18 protein-coding genes are annotated in these 18,419 nt (G+C 41.2%); 7 read left to right on the top strand and 11 right to left on the bottom strand.

The window, feature by feature from the left end; translation table 11 throughout:
- Positions 1 to 9 precede the first annotated feature (9 nt).
- From AB669_RS20245 to AB669_RS20215, 7 genes are all read right to left on the bottom strand, one after another.
- The gene (locus AB669_RS20245; RefSeq protein WP_047801179.1) at positions 10 to 495 is read right to left on the bottom strand and encodes a DUF2271 domain-containing protein; all 486 of its coding nucleotides are present in this window, start codon (positions 493 to 495) and stop codon (positions 10 to 12) included.
- Between the two features lie 4 nt (positions 496 to 499).
- The gene (locus tag AB669_RS20240; protein ID WP_047801178.1) at positions 500 to 1,972 is read right to left on the bottom strand and encodes an ankyrin repeat domain-containing protein; all 1,473 of its coding nucleotides are present in this window, start codon (positions 1,970 to 1,972) and stop codon (positions 500 to 502) included.
- A gap of 255 nt (positions 1,973 to 2,227) precedes the next feature.
- Positions 2,228 to 3,490, bottom strand: coding sequence for a DUF2264 domain-containing protein (locus tag AB669_RS20235; protein ID WP_053058508.1), 1,263 nt, complete (start codon positions 3,488 to 3,490; stop codon positions 2,228 to 2,230).
- A gap of 210 nt (positions 3,491 to 3,700) precedes the next feature.
- Positions 3,701 to 4,069, bottom strand: a complete 369-nt coding sequence (locus AB669_RS20230; RefSeq protein WP_047801177.1) for a PleD family two-component system response regulator — start codon at positions 4,067 to 4,069, stop codon at positions 3,701 to 3,703.
- 153 nt (positions 4,070 to 4,222) lie between these two features.
- A complete protein-coding gene (locus AB669_RS20225; protein WP_047801176.1) occupies positions 4,223 to 6,289 on the bottom strand; it encodes a tetratricopeptide repeat-containing sensor histidine kinase in 2,067 nt (688 codons plus the stop codon).
- Between the two features lie 557 nt (positions 6,290 to 6,846).
- Positions 6,847 to 7,023, bottom strand: coding sequence for a hypothetical protein (locus tag AB669_RS20220; RefSeq protein WP_156166820.1), 177 nt, complete (start codon positions 7,021 to 7,023; stop codon positions 6,847 to 6,849).
- Positions 7,024 to 7,143: 120 nt separating this feature from the next.
- Positions 7,144 to 7,536 carry a membrane protein gene (locus AB669_RS20215; RefSeq protein WP_047801174.1) on the bottom strand — a complete coding sequence of 131 codons (393 nt, stop codon included), beginning with the start codon at positions 7,534 to 7,536 and terminating at the stop codon, positions 7,144 to 7,146.
- An 87-nt stretch (positions 7,537 to 7,623) separates the two neighbouring features.
- Between AB669_RS20215 and AB669_RS20210 the strand changes: the two genes are divergently transcribed.
- On the top strand, positions 7,624 to 7,842 hold the full coding sequence (locus tag AB669_RS20210) for a hypothetical protein (RefSeq protein ID WP_047801173.1): 219 nt from the start codon (positions 7,624 to 7,626) through the stop codon (positions 7,840 to 7,842).
- 4 nt (positions 7,843 to 7,846) lie between these two features.
- Here AB669_RS20210 and AB669_RS20205 read toward each other — a convergent pair whose 3' ends face one another.
- On the bottom strand, positions 7,847 to 8,125 hold the full coding sequence (locus tag AB669_RS20205) for a SelT/SelW/SelH family protein (protein ID WP_047801172.1): 279 nt from the start codon (positions 8,123 to 8,125) through the stop codon (positions 7,847 to 7,849).
- A gap of 240 nt (positions 8,126 to 8,365) precedes the next feature.
- On the opposite strand from AB669_RS20205, the gene AB669_RS20200 reads away from it, so the two are divergent.
- Positions 8,366 to 8,629, top strand: a complete 264-nt coding sequence (locus AB669_RS20200) for a cold-shock protein (protein ID WP_047801171.1) — start codon at positions 8,366 to 8,368, stop codon at positions 8,627 to 8,629.
- A 31-nt stretch (positions 8,630 to 8,660) separates the two neighbouring features.
- On the opposite strand, the gene AB669_RS20195 is transcribed toward AB669_RS20200, so the two are convergent.
- Entirely contained in the window at positions 8,661 to 8,963 is a 303-nt protein-coding gene (locus AB669_RS20195; RefSeq protein ID WP_047801170.1) for a hypothetical protein, read from the bottom strand.
- Between the two features lie 254 nt (positions 8,964 to 9,217).
- Between AB669_RS20195 and AB669_RS20190 the strand changes: the two genes are divergently transcribed.
- The 4 genes from AB669_RS20190 (at position 9,218) to AB669_RS20175 (ending at position 13,812) form a co-directional block, all read left to right on the top strand.
- Positions 9,218 to 10,309, top strand: coding sequence for a glycosyltransferase (locus AB669_RS20190; protein WP_047801169.1), 1,092 nt, complete (start codon positions 9,218 to 9,220; stop codon positions 10,307 to 10,309).
- Positions 10,306 to 11,445: an acyl-CoA dehydrogenase family protein gene (locus AB669_RS20185; RefSeq protein ID WP_053058507.1), complete on the top strand. Its 1,140-nt coding sequence runs from the start codon at positions 10,306 to 10,308 to the stop codon at positions 11,443 to 11,445. The genes AB669_RS20190 and AB669_RS20185 overlap by 4 nt, the downstream gene beginning before the upstream one ends.
- Before the next feature lie 82 nt (positions 11,446 to 11,527).
- The gene (locus tag AB669_RS21875; protein ID WP_197082455.1) at positions 11,528 to 12,766 is read left to right on the top strand and encodes a bifunctional PIG-L family deacetylase/class I SAM-dependent methyltransferase; all 1,239 of its coding nucleotides are present in this window, start codon (positions 11,528 to 11,530) and stop codon (positions 12,764 to 12,766) included.
- A 2-nt stretch (positions 12,767 to 12,768) separates the two neighbouring features.
- A complete protein-coding gene (locus AB669_RS20175) occupies positions 12,769 to 13,812 on the top strand; it encodes a glycosyltransferase (protein WP_047801168.1) in 1,044 nt (347 codons plus the stop codon).
- Here the strand turns inward: AB669_RS20175 and AB669_RS20170 are convergent.
- Together AB669_RS20170 and AB669_RS20165 are read right to left on the bottom strand one after the other, a co-directional pair.
- On the bottom strand, positions 13,809 to 14,630 hold the full coding sequence (locus AB669_RS20170; RefSeq protein WP_047801167.1) for a galactosyltransferase-related protein: 822 nt from the start codon (positions 14,628 to 14,630) through the stop codon (positions 13,809 to 13,811). The two genes, AB669_RS20175 and AB669_RS20170, sit on opposite strands and share 4 nt — an antisense overlap.
- The gene (locus AB669_RS20165; protein ID WP_047801166.1) at positions 14,627 to 15,814 is read right to left on the bottom strand and encodes a glycosyltransferase family 2 protein; all 1,188 of its coding nucleotides are present in this window, start codon (positions 15,812 to 15,814) and stop codon (positions 14,627 to 14,629) included. The genes AB669_RS20170 and AB669_RS20165 overlap by 4 nt, the downstream gene beginning before the upstream one ends.
- Before the next feature lie 234 nt (positions 15,815 to 16,048).
- On the opposite strand from AB669_RS20165, the gene AB669_RS20160 reads away from it, so the two are divergent.
- Positions 16,049 to 18,391: a mechanosensitive ion channel family protein gene (locus AB669_RS20160; RefSeq protein WP_047801165.1), complete on the top strand. Its 2,343-nt coding sequence runs from the start codon at positions 16,049 to 16,051 to the stop codon at positions 18,389 to 18,391.
- Positions 18,392 to 18,419: the final 28 nt, after the last annotated feature.

Below are 18,419 nucleotides of genomic sequence, written 5' to 3'. Positions count from 1 at the left end.
TAATATTTATTAATTAGCGCTCAAACGAACGTTTCTGATGTACCCTGTTCCTTCAGTCTTAGCAGCAAGTCCTTCAGTGGTAAGTGGAATTTCAAGGTCTTTGACGTAATATTTATTGTCTTCAACAGCAGTTTCAAAACGGATCTTGTAACCTTTATTCAGTTTAGCATTATCGATTTCAAAAACGGTTACACTTCTGTCGCCGCCCGTAACTGAAGCGCCTGTAATTGCACTGATATTAGTCGGTTTAGCTTTAAAGGCCTTGTGCCACTCCTTTAGATCGGGATACCATTTTTTATCCGAACCCATCACATAGAGCGTTTTCTCATATGTACCTTTCGGGTCTATTAAAGAAACTACGATGTATGCACCTTCGCCTACGTAGTTTGTCATCTGCACAAGGCATTTGTACTTGGTAGTTTTCTGTGCAGAAGAAAAATCAGGTAACGTAAGCACCAGCATAAATGCCAGGCATAATTTAAAAAAAGTATTCATTTTATTATTTTAAGAAATCTATAGCAATTTTATTTTTTGACAGGTATTCATTTTCACTGGCCAGGTCGAAAGGTGTTTCTTTAAATTCGGTAGTTACATCTTTTTTGGCACCAACAGAGATCAGGTATTTCATAAGTTCAGTATCTTTCGCTGTCATCGCTGCCTTATGCAAAGCCGTATAGCCTTCTTTGTTTTTCACGTTAACGTCTGCCTTTAACGGCGTAATAAACTTTGCTAAAGCTAAATCATTTTTCGCCACAGCGATATGGTATAAGCTGTTTCCGTTAGGCTGTGCAGCAGCAAGGTCAAATCCCTTGTCGGTTAACAGTTTATATTTCGCATTAAAATCTTCCATACCTCTTGGTGAATAGCCCTGCATCAGGTAATATGTCAGATTATTTCCGTCTTTATCTGCAAGTTTTAAATCAGCCCCTTTATCCAAAAGTAACTTCACCACATCAGCAGAGTTACTGCGAACGGCCATATCTAATGCAGACACGCCCTTCGCATTCACCTGATTAATGTTTTTTACATTTTTCAATAATAATTCCAAAGCTGATAAATCCCTGGTGAAACCTGCTGCATTAATGAAGGCGGTGTTTCCATCCTTATCGGCCTCATTTACATCTACGCCTTTGGATAGAAAATAGCTGATCAATTCTTCCTGCTTTGGTTTACGAACAATATAGAATAAAGCGTTTTCCCCGTTTGTTCCCAATGCTGACGGCTTAAGTTTCAAACTTTCCAGATACTGAAAAACGGGTAAACCGTTTGAAGATCCTCTTCCACCCTGTGCAGCCATCAATACGGCGTTATTGTTATATTTTACCCCCTTGGCAATTAATTTATTCATTAATTCAATGTTACCAGTTCTTGCTGCGTAGTTAAACGCAGTATTTCCAGAGGCGTCAACACTATTCAGGCTTAAACCTTTTGAAATAAAATAATTTGTCAGTGCAAATTCTTTATCATTACTAATCCCGATCAGTAATGCATTTGCACCGTCATGGTTTAAGTCTTTCTTTAAATCGGCACCTTTTGCAATCAGTAAATCATAAACCTTAGTATTCTGTTGTCCGGCAGCCGCGGCAAAAGTTAAAGGGGAAAACCCATGACTGTCTTCCAGGTTTGCCTTTGCACCGTTTTTTAAAAGGTATTCCATCACCGGCACATTTCCTTTTGAGGCAGCGGTAAATAAGTAGGTCCTTCCATCATGCAAAAGCTTATCTACACCATTACCAGGTTGAGACAATAGAAACAAAATGGACTCTATAGGGGCATCATTGCTGATTGCAAAGAAAGTAGCATCAAAAGAGATCTGATTCAACTGAGAAGGGCTATTTCCTTTTTCAATTTCAGCCTTTATCGTGGCCAGGTCGGTGTTCCCTTTCCAAAAAGCCTGATCAAAGAAAGTATTTTTCTGAGCCTTTAAGCCCATTGATGCAATCAGTAAAGCACCAAGAAGGATTTTTTTCATTTGAGTTTTGTTTAATTCTATCTAGATAGCCGAAGTGTTTGGATTACTAAAATCGAGCGCTAAGTTAAAAAGAATGATTCTAAATAAATAGCCTGATTTAAAACAATTCTAAATAAAAGATTAATTGTCTCAAATTTATGACAATAAAAAACCGGATTGGATAAATTCCAATCCGGTTCCGCCAGCAATCCGATCCTTGTATACTCCCCACCTTTAAGGTTTTCGTAATCTGAAGAATGATCAGCATAACCACTGTTAATATTCTACCTTGTAATCTTTCTTAACTTTAGCGCCCGACCATGCTTTAACGGAAGTCCACGGTGCCGGAGGTGATGTCCAGAATGGATCGTTTGCTTTTAATCCTAATGGTAAGAACCCAAGGGTAGCCATGTATAAACTCCCTGTTGAGGTGTATACATCGGCTATTTCAGGCTGGTGACCATTAAACCCCAACACCAGCCAGCCGTTGTTGTCGAAATTTTGTTTACCATCATACATCCGGTGAAATACTGCTGTTAATGCACACCTGACCTGAGCAGGACTTACCTCTGCGGGTAGTTTTCCAATCAATGCGGTTTGCCCCAGCGCCTGAAATGCCGCAGTACGGTAAGTAACTGATCTTCCATAAGCAGGGTAAGAACCATCAGGAGCAATAACGCGTTCCAGGTACTCACTGTATCTCGCCATTCTTGCCAACGATTTATTATAGTCATCCACATTTGTTTTACCTTTTTCAAGCATAATCTGCATCAAATCAACCATCATCGGATGAATCACATAAGAGTTGTAATAGTCCATGCTGAATTTTTCACCATCGCTGTACCAGCTGTCACCTACATACCATTCATTAATTTTCTTCAAGGCAAACTGCAAACGGGCCGGATCATATTGTGCTCCGATTTTAAACAGAAATCCTTCTGTCAATCCTGCAAAAAGCAACCAATTGTTATAGGCACCAGTCCGGTTGCGCAACGATTTAAATTCTTCCACATACCGCTGTTGTGTGGTTGTATCCAAAGCCGCCCAAATCCCTTTTGGTGCGCGAATGAAAGCCTGTGCAACATAGGCTGCATCCACTATTGCCTGCGGTTCAGATCTGAAATCCAGGTAATCTTTACTTTTTGGATCAACAGCATGCTTAAGTCCTTCGATGACAAGCAACCGGAAAGATTTTCGCAATTTACCCTCTTCCGAATCATCATCGGGTAACTCCAGCCATGGTGCGATACCGGCAATTGTCCGCCCAACAGCTTCCAGATAAGTTACATGTTCCAGTTTGAGGTTGTAATTGTTTCCCTTTTCGAGCGGCATATTCTGCTTTAAAGTTTCATTTGCCAGATTGTTGATCACCGGATATGATATCCGGTATAAGGTTTTCACCCAGAATTTCCGGTCGGCTGTTCCTCCCGATTGCTTTGTTTGAGCAGTTGAGGATAAAGCGATAAGAACAAATATCCCTGCAAAGTGCAATGAAGCAACCAGTTCTTTTGATTTTTTTAGTGTCAATTTGAAGCTCATATGTTATTGTCGTTTACCAGTATATCCCTTTTCCTGACTAAAAGTACCATGCCTTATATCTCGCCATGGCTTCCAGATAATAGTGGTCGACATAAATAATGATGCAATACCTCTCTATTCATGTAGGCTTCAGCGATAGGAAGTATTTCAGTATAGAATTTAAAAAGATGTTCGGCAAAAGCCCCACAGACTACATGGCAGAAACAATAACTAATAACTCACCGCCAAAAGATTTTTTACATTAGCAGCGAGCTTATCGTACTCGAAAGGCTTAAACATTACCAGGTCTGCGTTATTACGAATAGCTTCTACCTCGCGGTCGAGCAATGCAGTGATGAGCATAATGGGGATATGCCTTGTATTGCCATTATTTTTAAGCTCAAAACACAAAGACCTGCCGTCATCATCTCCAAGCATAATATCCATAACAATTAAATCAGGCTCAAACTCGTGAAGCGCAGAATAAAGCAGTTTTGACCGATGGATTACCATAACCTGAAAGTCTTCATTCTCCAGGATCAGTTTGATCACGTCAGCATTACTTGCATCATCCTCAATAACAAGAATTTTAGAGCCCATAATTAAATTTAAGCATTAATATTAAGAATAAAAATCCGTATTTATACGATAAAAAAATGGAATAAGTACTAAGTATATCTGCATCATTCGGGTTACCTTTTTGCGTCATGAAAAAATCATTACAATACTCTACATTTTCGGCAAATGCCTAAGCTAAATGGGCAGCCACACCCAAAACGTAGTACCTCCTGATGGATTAGGTTCAAACCAGATCTTGCCGTTGTGGGCATCGACAATCTGCCTCGCGATCGATAAGCCTAAACCAAAAGAGGGCTCACCATGTGTGCCTGCATTTCCTATCTTCCCGCGGTTATCGAAAAGTGTGGCGGCAACGTTTTCTGGTATACCTACCCCTTCGTCGGCAATGCTTATTGCCACTCCATTTTGCTGGTAAGAAAGCTCGATGTTTATCTCCTTATCTTGCATGCTAAATTTAATGGCATTGCCGATTAAATTACTGAAAACACGCCAGATTTTTTCCCGGTTCATCAAAAATGTTACCCTAAAAGCTTTCAGATTAATATGTATTGATTTTTCTGCAGCCTTATGTTCCAGCATTTTGACACAGTAGTAAAGTATATCAAAAATATCTGCCTCCCGAAGCTTCAGTTCAAGCTGCCTGGTTTTCGATTCCAGCAATTCATTGATCATTTTTATGGCCTCTTCTCCGGATTCCTGAATGAGGTCGTACATATGCTGATCCTTAACTGGCAGGGGTGTTATATAGGATAATGTTGAGGCTGCCATCATCATCCCACTGATAGGGTTCCGCAAATCGTGCGCAATCACCTGCAGCATATCATTGTTTTCCTGATGACTCTCTTCCAGTGCCTCATAAGAATGAATAATCTGAGTATTCAAGATCCTCATCGCCTTCAGGTTTTTCCTGTCTTTTCGCAGGTTTTTGATAAATAAAAATGCAATGATTATAATGAGTATCAGTAAAATGATTGAGCCATATAGAAATAAGGATTTACGTTCACCTGTTCGCTCAAGGGTCAGCATCTGATATCTTCGTTCAGCATTTTCTAATCCATTATCAAAGTCCGAACGTTTCACCGCTTGTTCAGCTTTACTGATGGAATCTGTAAATTTCCCTAATGTTCCCAGGAAATGGAAAGCACTTTTGTAGTCGCCAATTTTGTGGTAATACTGGCTTTGAGCATCCAGCCAGCGCTTTAAAATTTCGTTATTCCTGCTTTCTGGCCCACTTGTAGATTGCAGGTAAGTATCAACCTGGTCTAAAATATTGCGCGCCTTCTCAAACTCATTCTTATCCAGATATAAATTGATCAGTTTAATTTTGGCTGTTTGCGCATCATCAATCGCGAATCCCTTATGATCATTTAGGCGGATACTTCTTCTAAGCATATCTTCTGCCTTTGCTGATTTGCCTTCTTTGGCATATAAACCGCCCAGGTTCCCATAGATGACACCTTGTGCCATAATCATGGACTTATATTCTGCAGGAAACGACTTTTCGTTATCAAAAATACATTTGAGTGCAAGCTGATAGTAATGAATTGCACTATCTGGTTTATTTATCCGCTCATAGCTTAATCCGGTAGCATTTAGTACAGCCTGAGGAAAATATACATTTGAATTAAAATCCCTGTTTGCACAGGCGTTTTTCTCGGTGATCGCTTCTTTGAAGAAAGTTATTGCGCGGCTATAATTGGCCTGCCGGTACCTTACTAAACCGATTCGAAAGCTAAGTACAGCTTTGCTGCAATCGTTCAGGTGCTTTCCGGCGAAGACTTTAGCTTCATAATAATAATCGTAAGCACGTTCAAAATTGCCAGAGGAGCGAAGTACGTCTCCCTTAGTAAAAAGGCTTACAGCATACTCATATTTATACTGTTGCTGATGCGGTTCAATTGCATGAAGCATACTATCTGCATAGATTTCAGCAAACCGTATATTGTAACTGTAATTCAGATAATAAATGGCTTTAAAATTGTAAATCTGCCATCGATCGAATGCCGCTATTGAATCGAATCTGGCAGTCGAATGTTCCAGATAGTTCAATGCCCCTGCTTCTTCTCCTAAATCCAGTAGATGTGATGCACTATCAAGTATTGACTTTACAGCAGTGCTAGACTTATATAATTCCTGACGATCATTTTTACAGGCAGCAAAACTCAGACAAAAAAGTAATAACAGTGCTAACGGGTTCGTCAACCTGAAAAGAATATGTTGCTTGATATTTTTATTCACCATAAGTAATAAGTCAGCACAGATATTGCTGAAATAAGGACGAAACAGTCAGATTTAATTTTATTTCCTTCCTTTGATAAAATCTCAGTAACGTTTAAAATAGCGGAATTACTTTCTGTAATACGGCATTCTGAATAAGGTTAGCGTAATTAGCAATCTTTCGTATGCATACGTCCGTATCAAATCAAACGTATGTTTAACAAAAATACATCAAATATTTAACCAAACAGAATTCATATGGTTTTAATCATCCAGGAAAGGTTTGCTAAACAATCAGGTTATAAAATGTGTGAAGAAATTTCTACATTTCTACGGTAATGAATAATAATTGAGTAAATCATACTCCTGTTGAGTTTAAAAGTTTGGAAATTGACAGAAAAATTATATTTTCAAAATATCAAACTATAACCAATGGAGAAAATTAATTTAATTGTGGGATTGTGTTCATTCTTATCGGCGTTCGGAATATTAATTGTTCTGGTTCGTTCAAGTGATAAAGAAAACGACGTGTAAAATTGGGTTATGGCCGGCCCCTTCAGGCCGGCTTCCTCATCGCTCAACTAACGCCACATCCTCCACAAAGAAGCATCTTGATCATCTGCATTTGAAATAGCCTTCCACAAGGCCTGTGAAATGGTCTCCAACCTTACAGTAGTTAAATTTTGATCCGGATGTGGAACGTTTCCGTTTGAACTATCCGACTGTACATTTGATAACTCATGATCTGAAGACTTCATTTCCATAATTTTTGCAGTTGTTTCTTTTTTCAACGCTTCAGTAAATAAAATGTTTTTGCCTTAACAACATATAACATAAACCTATCAGGTTTTTTACAGAGCTCATTCAGATCAATTACTTTACGTTTTTTTGCTTGTACTTGCAAGCGCCCAGAATACCAGAATGGGTTGGAAAAATAAACGGGCAAAACGTTTCTGATCGGTGTTCAATCCGAACGCGCTTCTTTTGTTAAGATACTGCGAAACATTGCCTGGAAATACGGCAACAAATAAACTCGCTGCTGCCAGGCCCACGAATTTCTGATATTTTACTGGTGCGAAAATCAAGCTCGTCCCCATTGCTATCTCCACAAATCCGGAATAAACAACTGTATCATCTTTTTTAAGCGGAACCCAGTCGGGAACCTGGGCCTGAAACGGTTTTCTTGCAAAAGTAAGATGACCGATGCCTGCAAAAACCAGACCCGTTCCCAATAAAATTCTTGTGGTATTTTTAATCAATGAAGTTTTCATAAATCAGCGGTAGAATAAGATCAAGGTAGATTGACCATATTATCAACATTACTAGCTATAAAATTGTTTTCCGCTTACCTTTGCCCCATGACAATGCAGGAATTACAGGAACTTGAAGATTTTTTTAATAACGCAGGAAAACAGCCGGTACCGATTTTTCTGAATGATGCAACTGAAATTACTGATTACGAACTCTTTCTACAAAGCCACATTCAACCCTTGAAGGCAGATATTGGTGCAAAAGTTTACCAGCCCCTTATCCACCGCTTAAAAATGCTGAAACTGCTTATCGAATCAAATGCCTGATCAGCTATTTTCGGTCGCTATGTCCAAGGTCTTTCTCCGGACTTATCTCATCCCGCACCAGTTGCTTTAATTCCTTAATTTCAGGAAAACGTTGTGCAGTTTTTCTGTCGAAAATGATTCTCTCTCTGCTGGAAACGGTAAAGGTTCCTCCTAACTCACTTGGAATTAGTGTTACACCTTTAAGCTCATCTGCAAAAGTGGTGAGCAGTTCCTGAGCCATATACGCTGCGCGCAACATCCAACCGCATTTCGGACAATATTCAATACTAACTGTGGGCTTCATATTTAAAGTTTTTGAGTGTCAAATCTAACTAAAATTTAATATTACATCAGATACCGTTAAACAATACCACACTAATGATGTATGATTAATATAACGCTACCATCAAACAACTTAGCTTAATTAAAAACTTCAGGCTATGTTTTTATTTGCATATAAATTCTTTTTTTGGCTTCAACAAGCGACATTTGGGGAAGTCTATCATGTCGTCCTGAAAAATGACGGTCTATTTCAATTTTGAGTATGAGAAAAGGTATTGTGATCCTTATTGATCCAGTTTCCGATAAAGGTTATATTGTTGATGAAAACGAGCAGGATATTCCCTTTTTTATAAGTTCACTGACGGGGGGTGTTGAGGTAGGCGACCGGGTAACGTTTGAAATCAAATTAAGCAAGAGTGGTTTAACTGCGGTTAGCATAGCAGTTTATGTAGAGCAACCGGCAAAAGATCAAAGCCTGCTACCGTCACCTTTAAGCATTTACATCTCAAAGGAATCACCCGAATAATTCGATGTAACTTAATTTCCATTTAAAACAGTTAAATTCTCCTGGTCGGGGTTTTGTGAAGTGGCTTGATTGCAGTAATTAAGGCATCTAAAGTTCCATCAGTTTGGTGGCCGGTATAACGGACAATCATTTCAATAATCTGAGGCGGAAATACATTTCGGTCCATGGGTAACAATCCAAAAAGTCTCATCAGCGTTGTAGTGCTAATATAATCTTCCTGATGTGTAAAAATTGCAACGGAAATCTGCTCGCACAATTGCCTGTCGACAGTTATACTTCCAAACTTCTTGTGCAAAGCCTCACGCAGGGAATGCAAGGTCTTCATACTGTTCATATTCGTTAGGGATGATTTAATCAAAAATAAAGTATTGTCATAGCATCTGCAATAAGGTGTTGACATATGACAAACGAAAAGTCACACTAAACAGGATTAATTTAGTCCAAAGCGCAATTATTGAAATGTATCATCGTCTGTATGTGCGATGCAAACTTTAACAAACGATCCCAACTCCTGTTATTTCTTTTTCAAAACTTTACCACTGTTTACACTGTCTTCTTAAGGAAAAAGCACATCGCTATCCCCTCAACATGAAGATCGGAATCATCTCACACCTAAAACACCCCATACGTGCGCCATTTGCCGGCGGACTGGAAGTTTTTACACACCATATCACAACTGCCTTACAATCCAGCGGGCATGACGTTACCTTATTTGCGAGTTCATCTTCAGATCCTTCCCTACCACTAGTACCGATACTTACAGATGATCACTATGATGAACTGACCGGACAGCGGAGGAAAATGAAGGATCTGCCTTCGGAGTACATCGCTGAACACCATGCCTATTTCAGGTTAATGACTGAAATTGACCAATATGGTTTTGATGTAATTTTCAATAACAGCCTTCACTATGTTCCCATCACCATGGCAACAATTGTAAATACACCAATAGTAACCGTATTGCACACGCCTCCATTTTATGAACTTGAGCTGGCCATTGCTGCTGAACGTAGGAAACCCATAATAGATTACATTACGGTTTCCAGAAAAAGTGCCGAAAACTGGCGCGGATTAGTCAATCAGTGCAATGTTATCCTGAATGGAATTAAAATCGAAAAGTGGGATTTTCATCCTGAAGCCGGCCTCGACAGGTACGCCCTTTGGTTTGGAAGAATTCATCCTGATAAAGGACTTCACCTTGCTATCGCCGCTGCCAGAGCGGCAAAAATCCCGTTGCGAATTGCTGGTGGTATCGCTGATGAAAAATATTATAAACAAAAAATAGAGCCCCTTATGGGCGATGACCTTGTTTTCCTTGGACTTCTGGATCAGCCGTCGCTGAACCGGGAGATTGGTAATGCGTCTGTATGCCTGATTACCCCTTGCTGGGAAGAACCATTCGGATTTGTTGCAGCAGAAGCCATGGCCTGCGGTACTCCTATTGCCGGTTTTAGAATGGGCGCACTTCCCGAAATCATTGCCCCCCATACAGGTGTACTTGCAGCGGGCGGAAATGTAGATCAGCTTGCAGAGGCGATACTGGAAGCTGAAAAACTTAACCGCTCGGAAATCAGAAAATATGCGCTGCAAAAGTTCAGCTTCGTTACAATGATTGCTGCATACGAAGAACAGCTCGAATCCACCGCTAATAAGAATAATAAACTCATCAATACGATATGAACATCAGCCAAACAGCTCCTGTAAAAACATTTAAACGGGTGCATTTTGAAGCCGCCCTCAAAAGCATCGCGAAGCTTGCCAATACCACAGAGCACAGCCCGCTGGGTCCGGTTCAGGAGTTTGAATTGTTGCGCGAATGTGGCGCACTGGAAGTAGTACTTCCTGGCAATGCACTCGACTTCAATACACCCAATACGCCAGCCTTACTCGAATTACTAAAGGATGTTGGAAAAGCGAATCTTTCTGTAGGAAGGATCTTTGAGGGCCATATCAACACCTTATATTTAATTCACCTGTATGGCAATACTCAACAAAAGGAAAAATGGTACAATGGCGTGAAGGAAAATGGAGATTTGTTTGGAATCTGGAACACGCAGGGTGCCGATGGCATTAATATTAATTGCAATCACGAGTCCTATATCATCAGTGGGAGCAAAACCTTTTGTTCCGGAGCATCGCTGGTTAATAAAGCACTCATCACGGGCAACATCAAAACGGCGCAAAACGAAGGCTGGCAAATGCTCATCGTGGATATGGAGAAGATAAGCGATGAAAATATCGATCGTGAAAGCTGGAAACCACTCGGGATGAAAGCATCCGGAAGTTTTAAGGTAAACTTTTCAGGATATAACTTTAAAGATTGCGATTTACTTGGGCAACCAGGAATCTATTTAAACCAACCTCATTTTAGTGGTGGCGCCATACGCTTTGCAGCCGTTCAATTAGGCGGAGCAGAAGCGATCATGGAAAGCACAATTGAATACCTGAAAGCACTTAACCGCACCGAAGATCCGTTTCAGCAACTCCGGATTTCCAGGATCTGTTCGGAGGTAACAACCGGAAATCTTTGGCTAAGGCAATCGGGTAGATATTATGATGAGTGGGTTATTGATTATACCCGGACACAAGATCTGATTGCATTTGCCAACATGACCAGGGTAAATATAGAAGAAAGCTGTTTAAAAGTAATGGAAGAAAGTAACCGCTGCGTGGGTGCGCGGGGACTAATGGCTCCTTATCCTCTGGAGCGGATCTTCCGCGATCTCAGCTTCTATCTCCGGCAGCCTGCTCCGGATGCTACACGCCTTAAAATAGCCGAGTTCTTTATTCAAAATCCCGGAGGCTTTAATGACTAATGTATTCGAAAAAGAGAAATTCTGGTCCTCGGCTGTTTCTTTGGAGCCAGAAAGACTCAAGGAAATAAAATGTTGTCTCATTATGGTGCCTCATCCAGATGATGAGTCATTGGCATGCGCAGGACTGATTTCAAGTCTAATCGAAAATGGCACGGACGTCCACATCATATTAACTACCGATGGAAGCCGCTCCCATCCCGGTTCAAAAAAATATCCTGCTGCCAAACTCAGCCAGTTGCGGCTGGAGGAACTTCGGCATGCGCTGAGATTACTCAAAGTAAACTTAAAGAATCTACGCTGCTACCACGCCCAGGACGCATCGATGCCCGCAAAAGGGCAGGAAGGTTTTGATAACCTGGTGAGCCTTTTAGTGAGCGACCTTAAACGGATCCAGCCTGACCTTATTCTCCTTCCCTATGAACTTGATCCACACTGTGATCACCGGGCAACCCATCAGCTCCTGATTTCATCCCTGGAGCGCGCCGTTATTGCCCGTCCGGTTTTATGGGAATATCCGATCTGGTTATATGAAAATGCAATCGCATCAGATATTCCGGCACTTGAAAAGCGCGAGCTGCTGTCTTTGGATGTACGGAAATATCTGGTGCTAAAATCGGAATGCATTGCCGCTCATGTTTCGCAGACCAGCATGCTGATCGATGATGACCCCGATGGTTTCATCCTTTTGCCGGAAGTGATTGCTAATTTTACGCAGGGGAAGGAGTATTTTATGGAACGCAAAAAGATAAATCCGAACAATACACTAAACGAAACATATTTTGAAAATATGTACCTGCAGCATGAAGATCCCTGGGATTTTGAAAAAAGTGCTTACGAAAAAGCTAAGTACGGCGCCACAATAGCAGCGATACCGAAGAGAACTTATGATAATGCTTTAGAGATTGGTTGCTCCATCGGGGTGCTCACCAGCATGCTTGCCCCACACTGCAGGCAGCTCATTGCCATGGATTTAAGCAGTACTGCCCTTGAAAAGGCAGTAAAAAGACTATCCGCACAACCTCAAGTGAAGTTTATAAAAGGTGGAATTCCAAAAGATTTTCCAGTCGGCCGATTTGATCTCATTGTGATGAGTGAAGTAGGATATTATCTGAGTAAAATGGATCTGCAACGGACGAAGGAGCAGATAACAAAGACCCTTGAGCCCGGAGGAATACTTATTCTTGTTCACTGGACGCACTTCGTAGCAGATTATCCGCTCACCGGAGATGAGGTGCATGATCTTTTTATGGACTCCGGTCTCTATCACCTTCAGGCATCCCGCACAAACGACTATCGTATGGATGTTTATCAAAATCATTAAATATGTCATTTACCATTGCTTTTTACGTACACCATCATGGCTCCGGTCACCTTATGCGAACGCTACAGATCGTCAGTGCACTTCACGGCCAGAAAATCATACTTATGGGAAGCGGACTGAAAAGCATTCATACATCTGATCAGTTCGAGGTAATTCATTTACCACCTGATTATGAGGAAGAAGCCCTATCAGAAACCAGTAGCGAACAGCCGCAAACATTTCATTACGCGCCACTAGGTTTAGCAGGTATTCGAAACAGAACGGAAATCATGACGCGCGTGTTTAAGGATCGTTATCCGCTCCTACTGGTTGTCGATGTGTCGGTGGAGGTGACACTGTTAGCGCGACTGTCTGGCATTCCTACTATTGTGATCAGGCAACACGGCAAACGAGACGATCTACCGCATATCATGGCCTATCAAAGTGCAGAGGTACTATTGGCACCTTTTCCAATAGAAATGTTGAATCAACCGGAAGACAAAACCTTTGATAAAACATTCTTCACGGGAGGTTTTTCCAGATTTTCTTCGCGGCCGCTGGTTAAAGATATAGTCAAAAACAACATTGCAATATTGATTGGTGCCGGGGGAAGCAGCATCAATGCATCATTGATTTCTGAAATTGCTGCTCAGGCCAGGGATTATAAATTCCATATCATAGGCGGCCCTGATACCAACAATAATACCCAAAATACGTGCTGGCATGGCAAGATTGAGGATCCTTTTGATTTGCTAACGTCCTGCGAACTGATCATTGGAAACACCGGACATAATACTGTAATGGAAACGGCTTCATTGAACAAGCGTTTTATCGGCATTCCCGAGGACCGGCCTTTTAACGAACAGGTAGAAAAAGCGCTTTCAATTACCGGAAGAATGGGTATAGAAATTGTTTACCCTGCTGATTTAAATATACAAAACTGGAATGAGCTTATACAAAGACTTGTATTGCAATTACCTGATTGGAGTGGTGTAACAGACGAGACAGCACTAGATAAAGCCGCCGGATTGATTTTATCGACTGGAAAACGCCTTTTTGATAACTAAGTTTTTAATGATTTTGCCACTTCAATGGCCGAGGGTAATTTCAAAATGCTGAGGCTAGAACTGCTCCATTTGATTAGGCCCATGGCTTCGAAAGCACTAAGCCACCCTTCCATTGGCCACTTTTGCCATTTATCAAAAAACACTTTTGCATTCTTTATCACATCTTCAAAATGATTCAGGGGTGGGCTAAATTGCTCATGATACTGGTGATATGCCATGGCGGGAATAAGCTTCATACCAATTGCTCTGGTTCTGGCGGTAAAAGCAAAGTCAGTATCTTCTGCGCCATAGCCTGTAAACGATTCATCAAAGCCTCCAATGTACTTAAAGTCCGACTTAAAGCAGGCAAAGTTCAGCGACCAGAATAATTCATGTGGCAATTCTTTCAGTCCGCTCCTAACCGGATCAACTGAACTCAAACCTTCCATATGCCGGATAAAATCAGGCTGATCAACAGCACCTTTTCCCAGGTAACGTACTTCTCCGTTATTAAGCATACCATGCTGCGCTCCCGATAAATATTCCACAATTAAATCCGGGGCGGGGATACAGTCAGTATCAAGAAAAATCAGTAAATCTCCCCTTGCATTGGCGGCCGCAACATTTCTTGCCGCTGCCAATGGAAGTTTATGGTGATGTTGAAACGAAACCTGTTTGACAGGAAATGCTGTTGGTGGAAGCTTTCGCACGGATTCATTCATCAATACGATAATTAATTCATCAGGAAGAATTTGATTATCTGAAAGCCCGTTAATCAGATTCTCAAGTGCCTTTGTTCTTCCCTTAACCAGGGTAAGAATTGATACGTTTACCTTCATACTGCTATTGCAGGTTGCGCATATGACCTTGATTTCGAAATTACATTGAAGCCTGAAAAATAAGACCTCAATTCCCTGATGGAATCTGAAATGGGTTGCAATGGCATTAGTTTCGTTAAGCGCTTCGTTAAAATCGACTCAATTTCTTCCCATACCGCTTCAAAATATTTCCCCTGGTTTAGCCATCTACTAAGGGTTTCCAATTCAAAGTCCATTTTACATGCCAGTGCGTGGGTTTCCATGGTCATCTCCCTTCCCGCTTTCACTGCTTTCCATAATGATCTGAATTCCTTTTTCAGCATTAGTTTCATGCGGAGGCAATCAAACGATTCAACCATTTGGTGCTCACAACGTTTGGTCATTTCCTTCCAGTATTGCAATTGCACCGAAAAACCGAAATCCACACGCCCTGTTAATCTCGCTGATGTATAAATGATCACTTTAGGCGAATGTCTGATCTTGGCATCCACCCGCTTTAACGCTTTCCTGAATTCCTCGTCTTCCAAAAATGGTATTGCCGGAATCCGGCCAGCCCTGTCGTATATTTCACAGGTTACAGCAAGGCTTGGGCCATAGCACTGAAAATGCCGCGGCCATGGATTGCTTTCGCAGGGATCGAGTTCCGACTCCAGCCGGGTTTGTAAAAATCGGTATCCCACATCTTTTAAATGATGGCGCTTAGCTAGTGTCGGCGTACCTTTTGGAATAATCCTGCCGCCAACTACGTCCACACCCTTTTCCATTTCACTTAATATCTGGAAAATCCATTGTTGGTCTACATTGCTATCAGCGTCAGTGGAAACAATGATGCCTTTTTGTCCGGCAGTATTCATCAAACGCTCATAGGCAGCATCCATTAACAAACGCCGCACTGTACCGATATGCGCCTGTTCAGTTGCAATCTGTACATTTTCAACTAATAGGTTGAAGTCGGGATATTGCGCTTGATATGCTTTACATATATCAAATGTGTGGTCTGAACAATTATTTGCCAAAACCAACACTTCATACACCTCTTTTGAAATCGCCTGACCTGAATAATCAACCTGCAAGCGTAAAGCATCTAAAGTAGTTGCAATAAATTCTGCTTCATCTTTAGCCGGAACAATGACCGATAAGCGAAGAAATGGATTAGGGGTATGCAGAAATAAACTGGGGTATTGATCAGTGAGGCCATGGATCATAAGCGTATTTATTCTTAGTTATTTAAAGAGAGAACATGTATCTCATGCAAAAGTTCTGAAAATTTTAGTTCCATCCCTACTGTTCTGTTTTACATAGAGATATAGCCTTTTTAAAAATCTTCAAAACAATCTGCCTGTTGAGGGGTTCAGTATCAGATACATCAGGCGACCCGTCAGTATGTAGCCCCGGTTTCATCTGCCTGTTGTCGATTTAATTTTCCGTTCCGTTTACATATGAAAAAATTCTGCAAAGCGCTTCTGATTATCTTATTGTTTTCCATCTATTGCATCCTGGCCGTTGAGGGGGGCTTTGCACAAGGCATACCTGCTACAAAAAATGATTCCGTTAAAACCATTCCTGATACGCTTCTTTTCAGGATTCAAACTGCTCAATCCGCTATTACTGAAATCAATGCAGCGAATAAAAAAGGTTATGCCCTCGATGAAACCTCCCGCCGCATAGCGGATGTTCGCACCAGTATTGAACCGCTTAGCCAATCATTTTCAGCAAAGGGAGAACTTGAAAGTAAGAGCTTGTTAAGCTATGATCTCATTCTGCGGGATGCTGACACCAAGCTAAAGAGCATTACTGAAGTACTGGTTAAAAATAGCAATGATCTTCAGCGCATGTCGCAGCAAGTTCTTGAACTCAGCAATGATTCGCTTTTAAAACTTACTTCTGGCAATGAACAGCAGAAATTACTTTACCAGTCGCAAATTAACGATATCAAGAACCGCCTTCAGGATGCCGGAAAGGTAACAGGTACAAACCTGGAAGAGGTAAATAAACTCCTGGCTGCAACTTCTTCACTCGGCATTGTAATTAGTAATCTCCGGGCACAAACTTCTGAAAGACTGGAACAATCAGGTAAACTGGCGTTGAGCAAGCAAAATCCTTATCTCTGGCAAGCACCATTGCGCAGCCAAAGTGGTCAGCCAACCGGCAACCTAATCGTAGCCTCATACCGGGGTCAGCAGCAAATTCTCAAGTATTTTATCAACTCTACATGGGATAACCGTTTTCTGGCTATACTCATTTCCATAGCCTTTTTCGTTTGGGTACATCGAAACTTCCGTGCAGCCAAAAGGGCATCGATAAAAAGAAAGATTGGTGAACTCAGCTTTGAATACATCCGCCCCTACCCAGTTCTTGCAACGCTTATCGTGTTATTGAATATTACACCACTGTTTGAGCCCGATGCACCCTCCCTATATGTGGAGCTAGTTGCATTATTGCTCCTGCTACTGATGACTATACATCTCTGGCATACGCTTGAGAAAGTTCAGCTTCGTTTCTGGTTAGTAATTTTAGGTCTCTATGTTTTGTTGATCGCTGGTAGTGCTGCTGTAGATGATGGTTTTCCACTAAGGCTGCTACTGGTGTGCATCAATGCTTTTTTCATTTATCTGGGCATTCAACTCTACCGTAAAATAACATTTAAAGCCTTTTCTAAAAAATATGTCCGTTTAGTTATTGTCGCGCTCATCGGGTTAAATTTACTTTCCATTATACTGAATGTATTTGGCCGTGTTGATCTGGCCAAACTCCTGAGTGTTACTGGTGTAATCGGACTAATCCAATTGATTTCACTTGCCGTCTTTGTTCAAATCATGCTTGATGCCCTTGATCTTCAGATTAAAATCAGTTCCTGCAGCAATGGCATTTTCTCCAGGATAAACCACAGTAAGTCGCAATCGAAGGTTAAAAAAGCCCTCTCTGTGCTTTCCGTTATTCTTTGGGTGATGGTCTTTTTCATTAATCTATCCATCATTAACGGTATCTGGAGCTGGTTGGGCGATATCTTGTCGAAGCCTAGAGTTTTCGGAAGCATTCATTTCAGTTTTGGAAATATCCTGTTCTTTGTAGCCATTATCTATGTCGCCAATAAACTGCAAAAGCATGTGCCTTTGCTTTTTGGGGAAGAAAAAATTACCTTCTCCGAAAATAGCGGGCAAAAAGGTTCCAAAGTGGCGCTGGCCAGACTCATTATTATTGTAATCGGTGTGTTGCTGGCTGTTATGGCTTCAGGGTTACCAATGGATAAACTAACCGTCGTGTTAGGAGCCTTCGGTGTAGGTATCGGACTGGGAATGCAAAACATCGTAAACAATTTTGTTTCGGGCATTATCCTGATTTTTGAAAAGCCCTTCCGGATTGGTGATTATGTAGAACTAGCCGACAAAAAGGGCAAGGTTCGTGATATCGGTATACGCTCGAGCAGGTTGCTAACGCCACAAGGTTCTGAAGTCATCATTCCCAATGGCGACCTGCTTTCAGGCCGTTTAGTGAACTGGACCCTGAGTAACGATTATATCAAAACCGAAATCGTTTTTAAGGTGGCATCAGATACTAATTTAGATGAACTCAACAAGGTCATTGACACGGTACTTGGATCAGCTGACGACGTAGTCAAAAATTTAAACCCAGAAATCCTCTTAAACAGTGTGTCGGCCGATAGTATGGAAATCAAAGTACTGGCCTGGATCAGCAATATTTATGTAGAAGCAGAATTTAAAAATAATTTCTTCAGAAAGTTAATTGTTGCTGCACGGGATGCCCAGATAAAAGTAATGTAATCCTCTTTTTTTTTACCTTTGAAATTTT

Source organism: Pedobacter sp. BMA (assembly GCF_001027745.1).
In the GTDB taxonomy this organism is placed as follows: Bacteria; Bacteroidota; Bacteroidia; order Sphingobacteriales; family Sphingobacteriaceae; genus Pedobacter.
The sequence above is the reverse complement of the archived record's forward strand: the minus strand, read 5'-3'. Positions and strand labels throughout refer to the sequence as shown.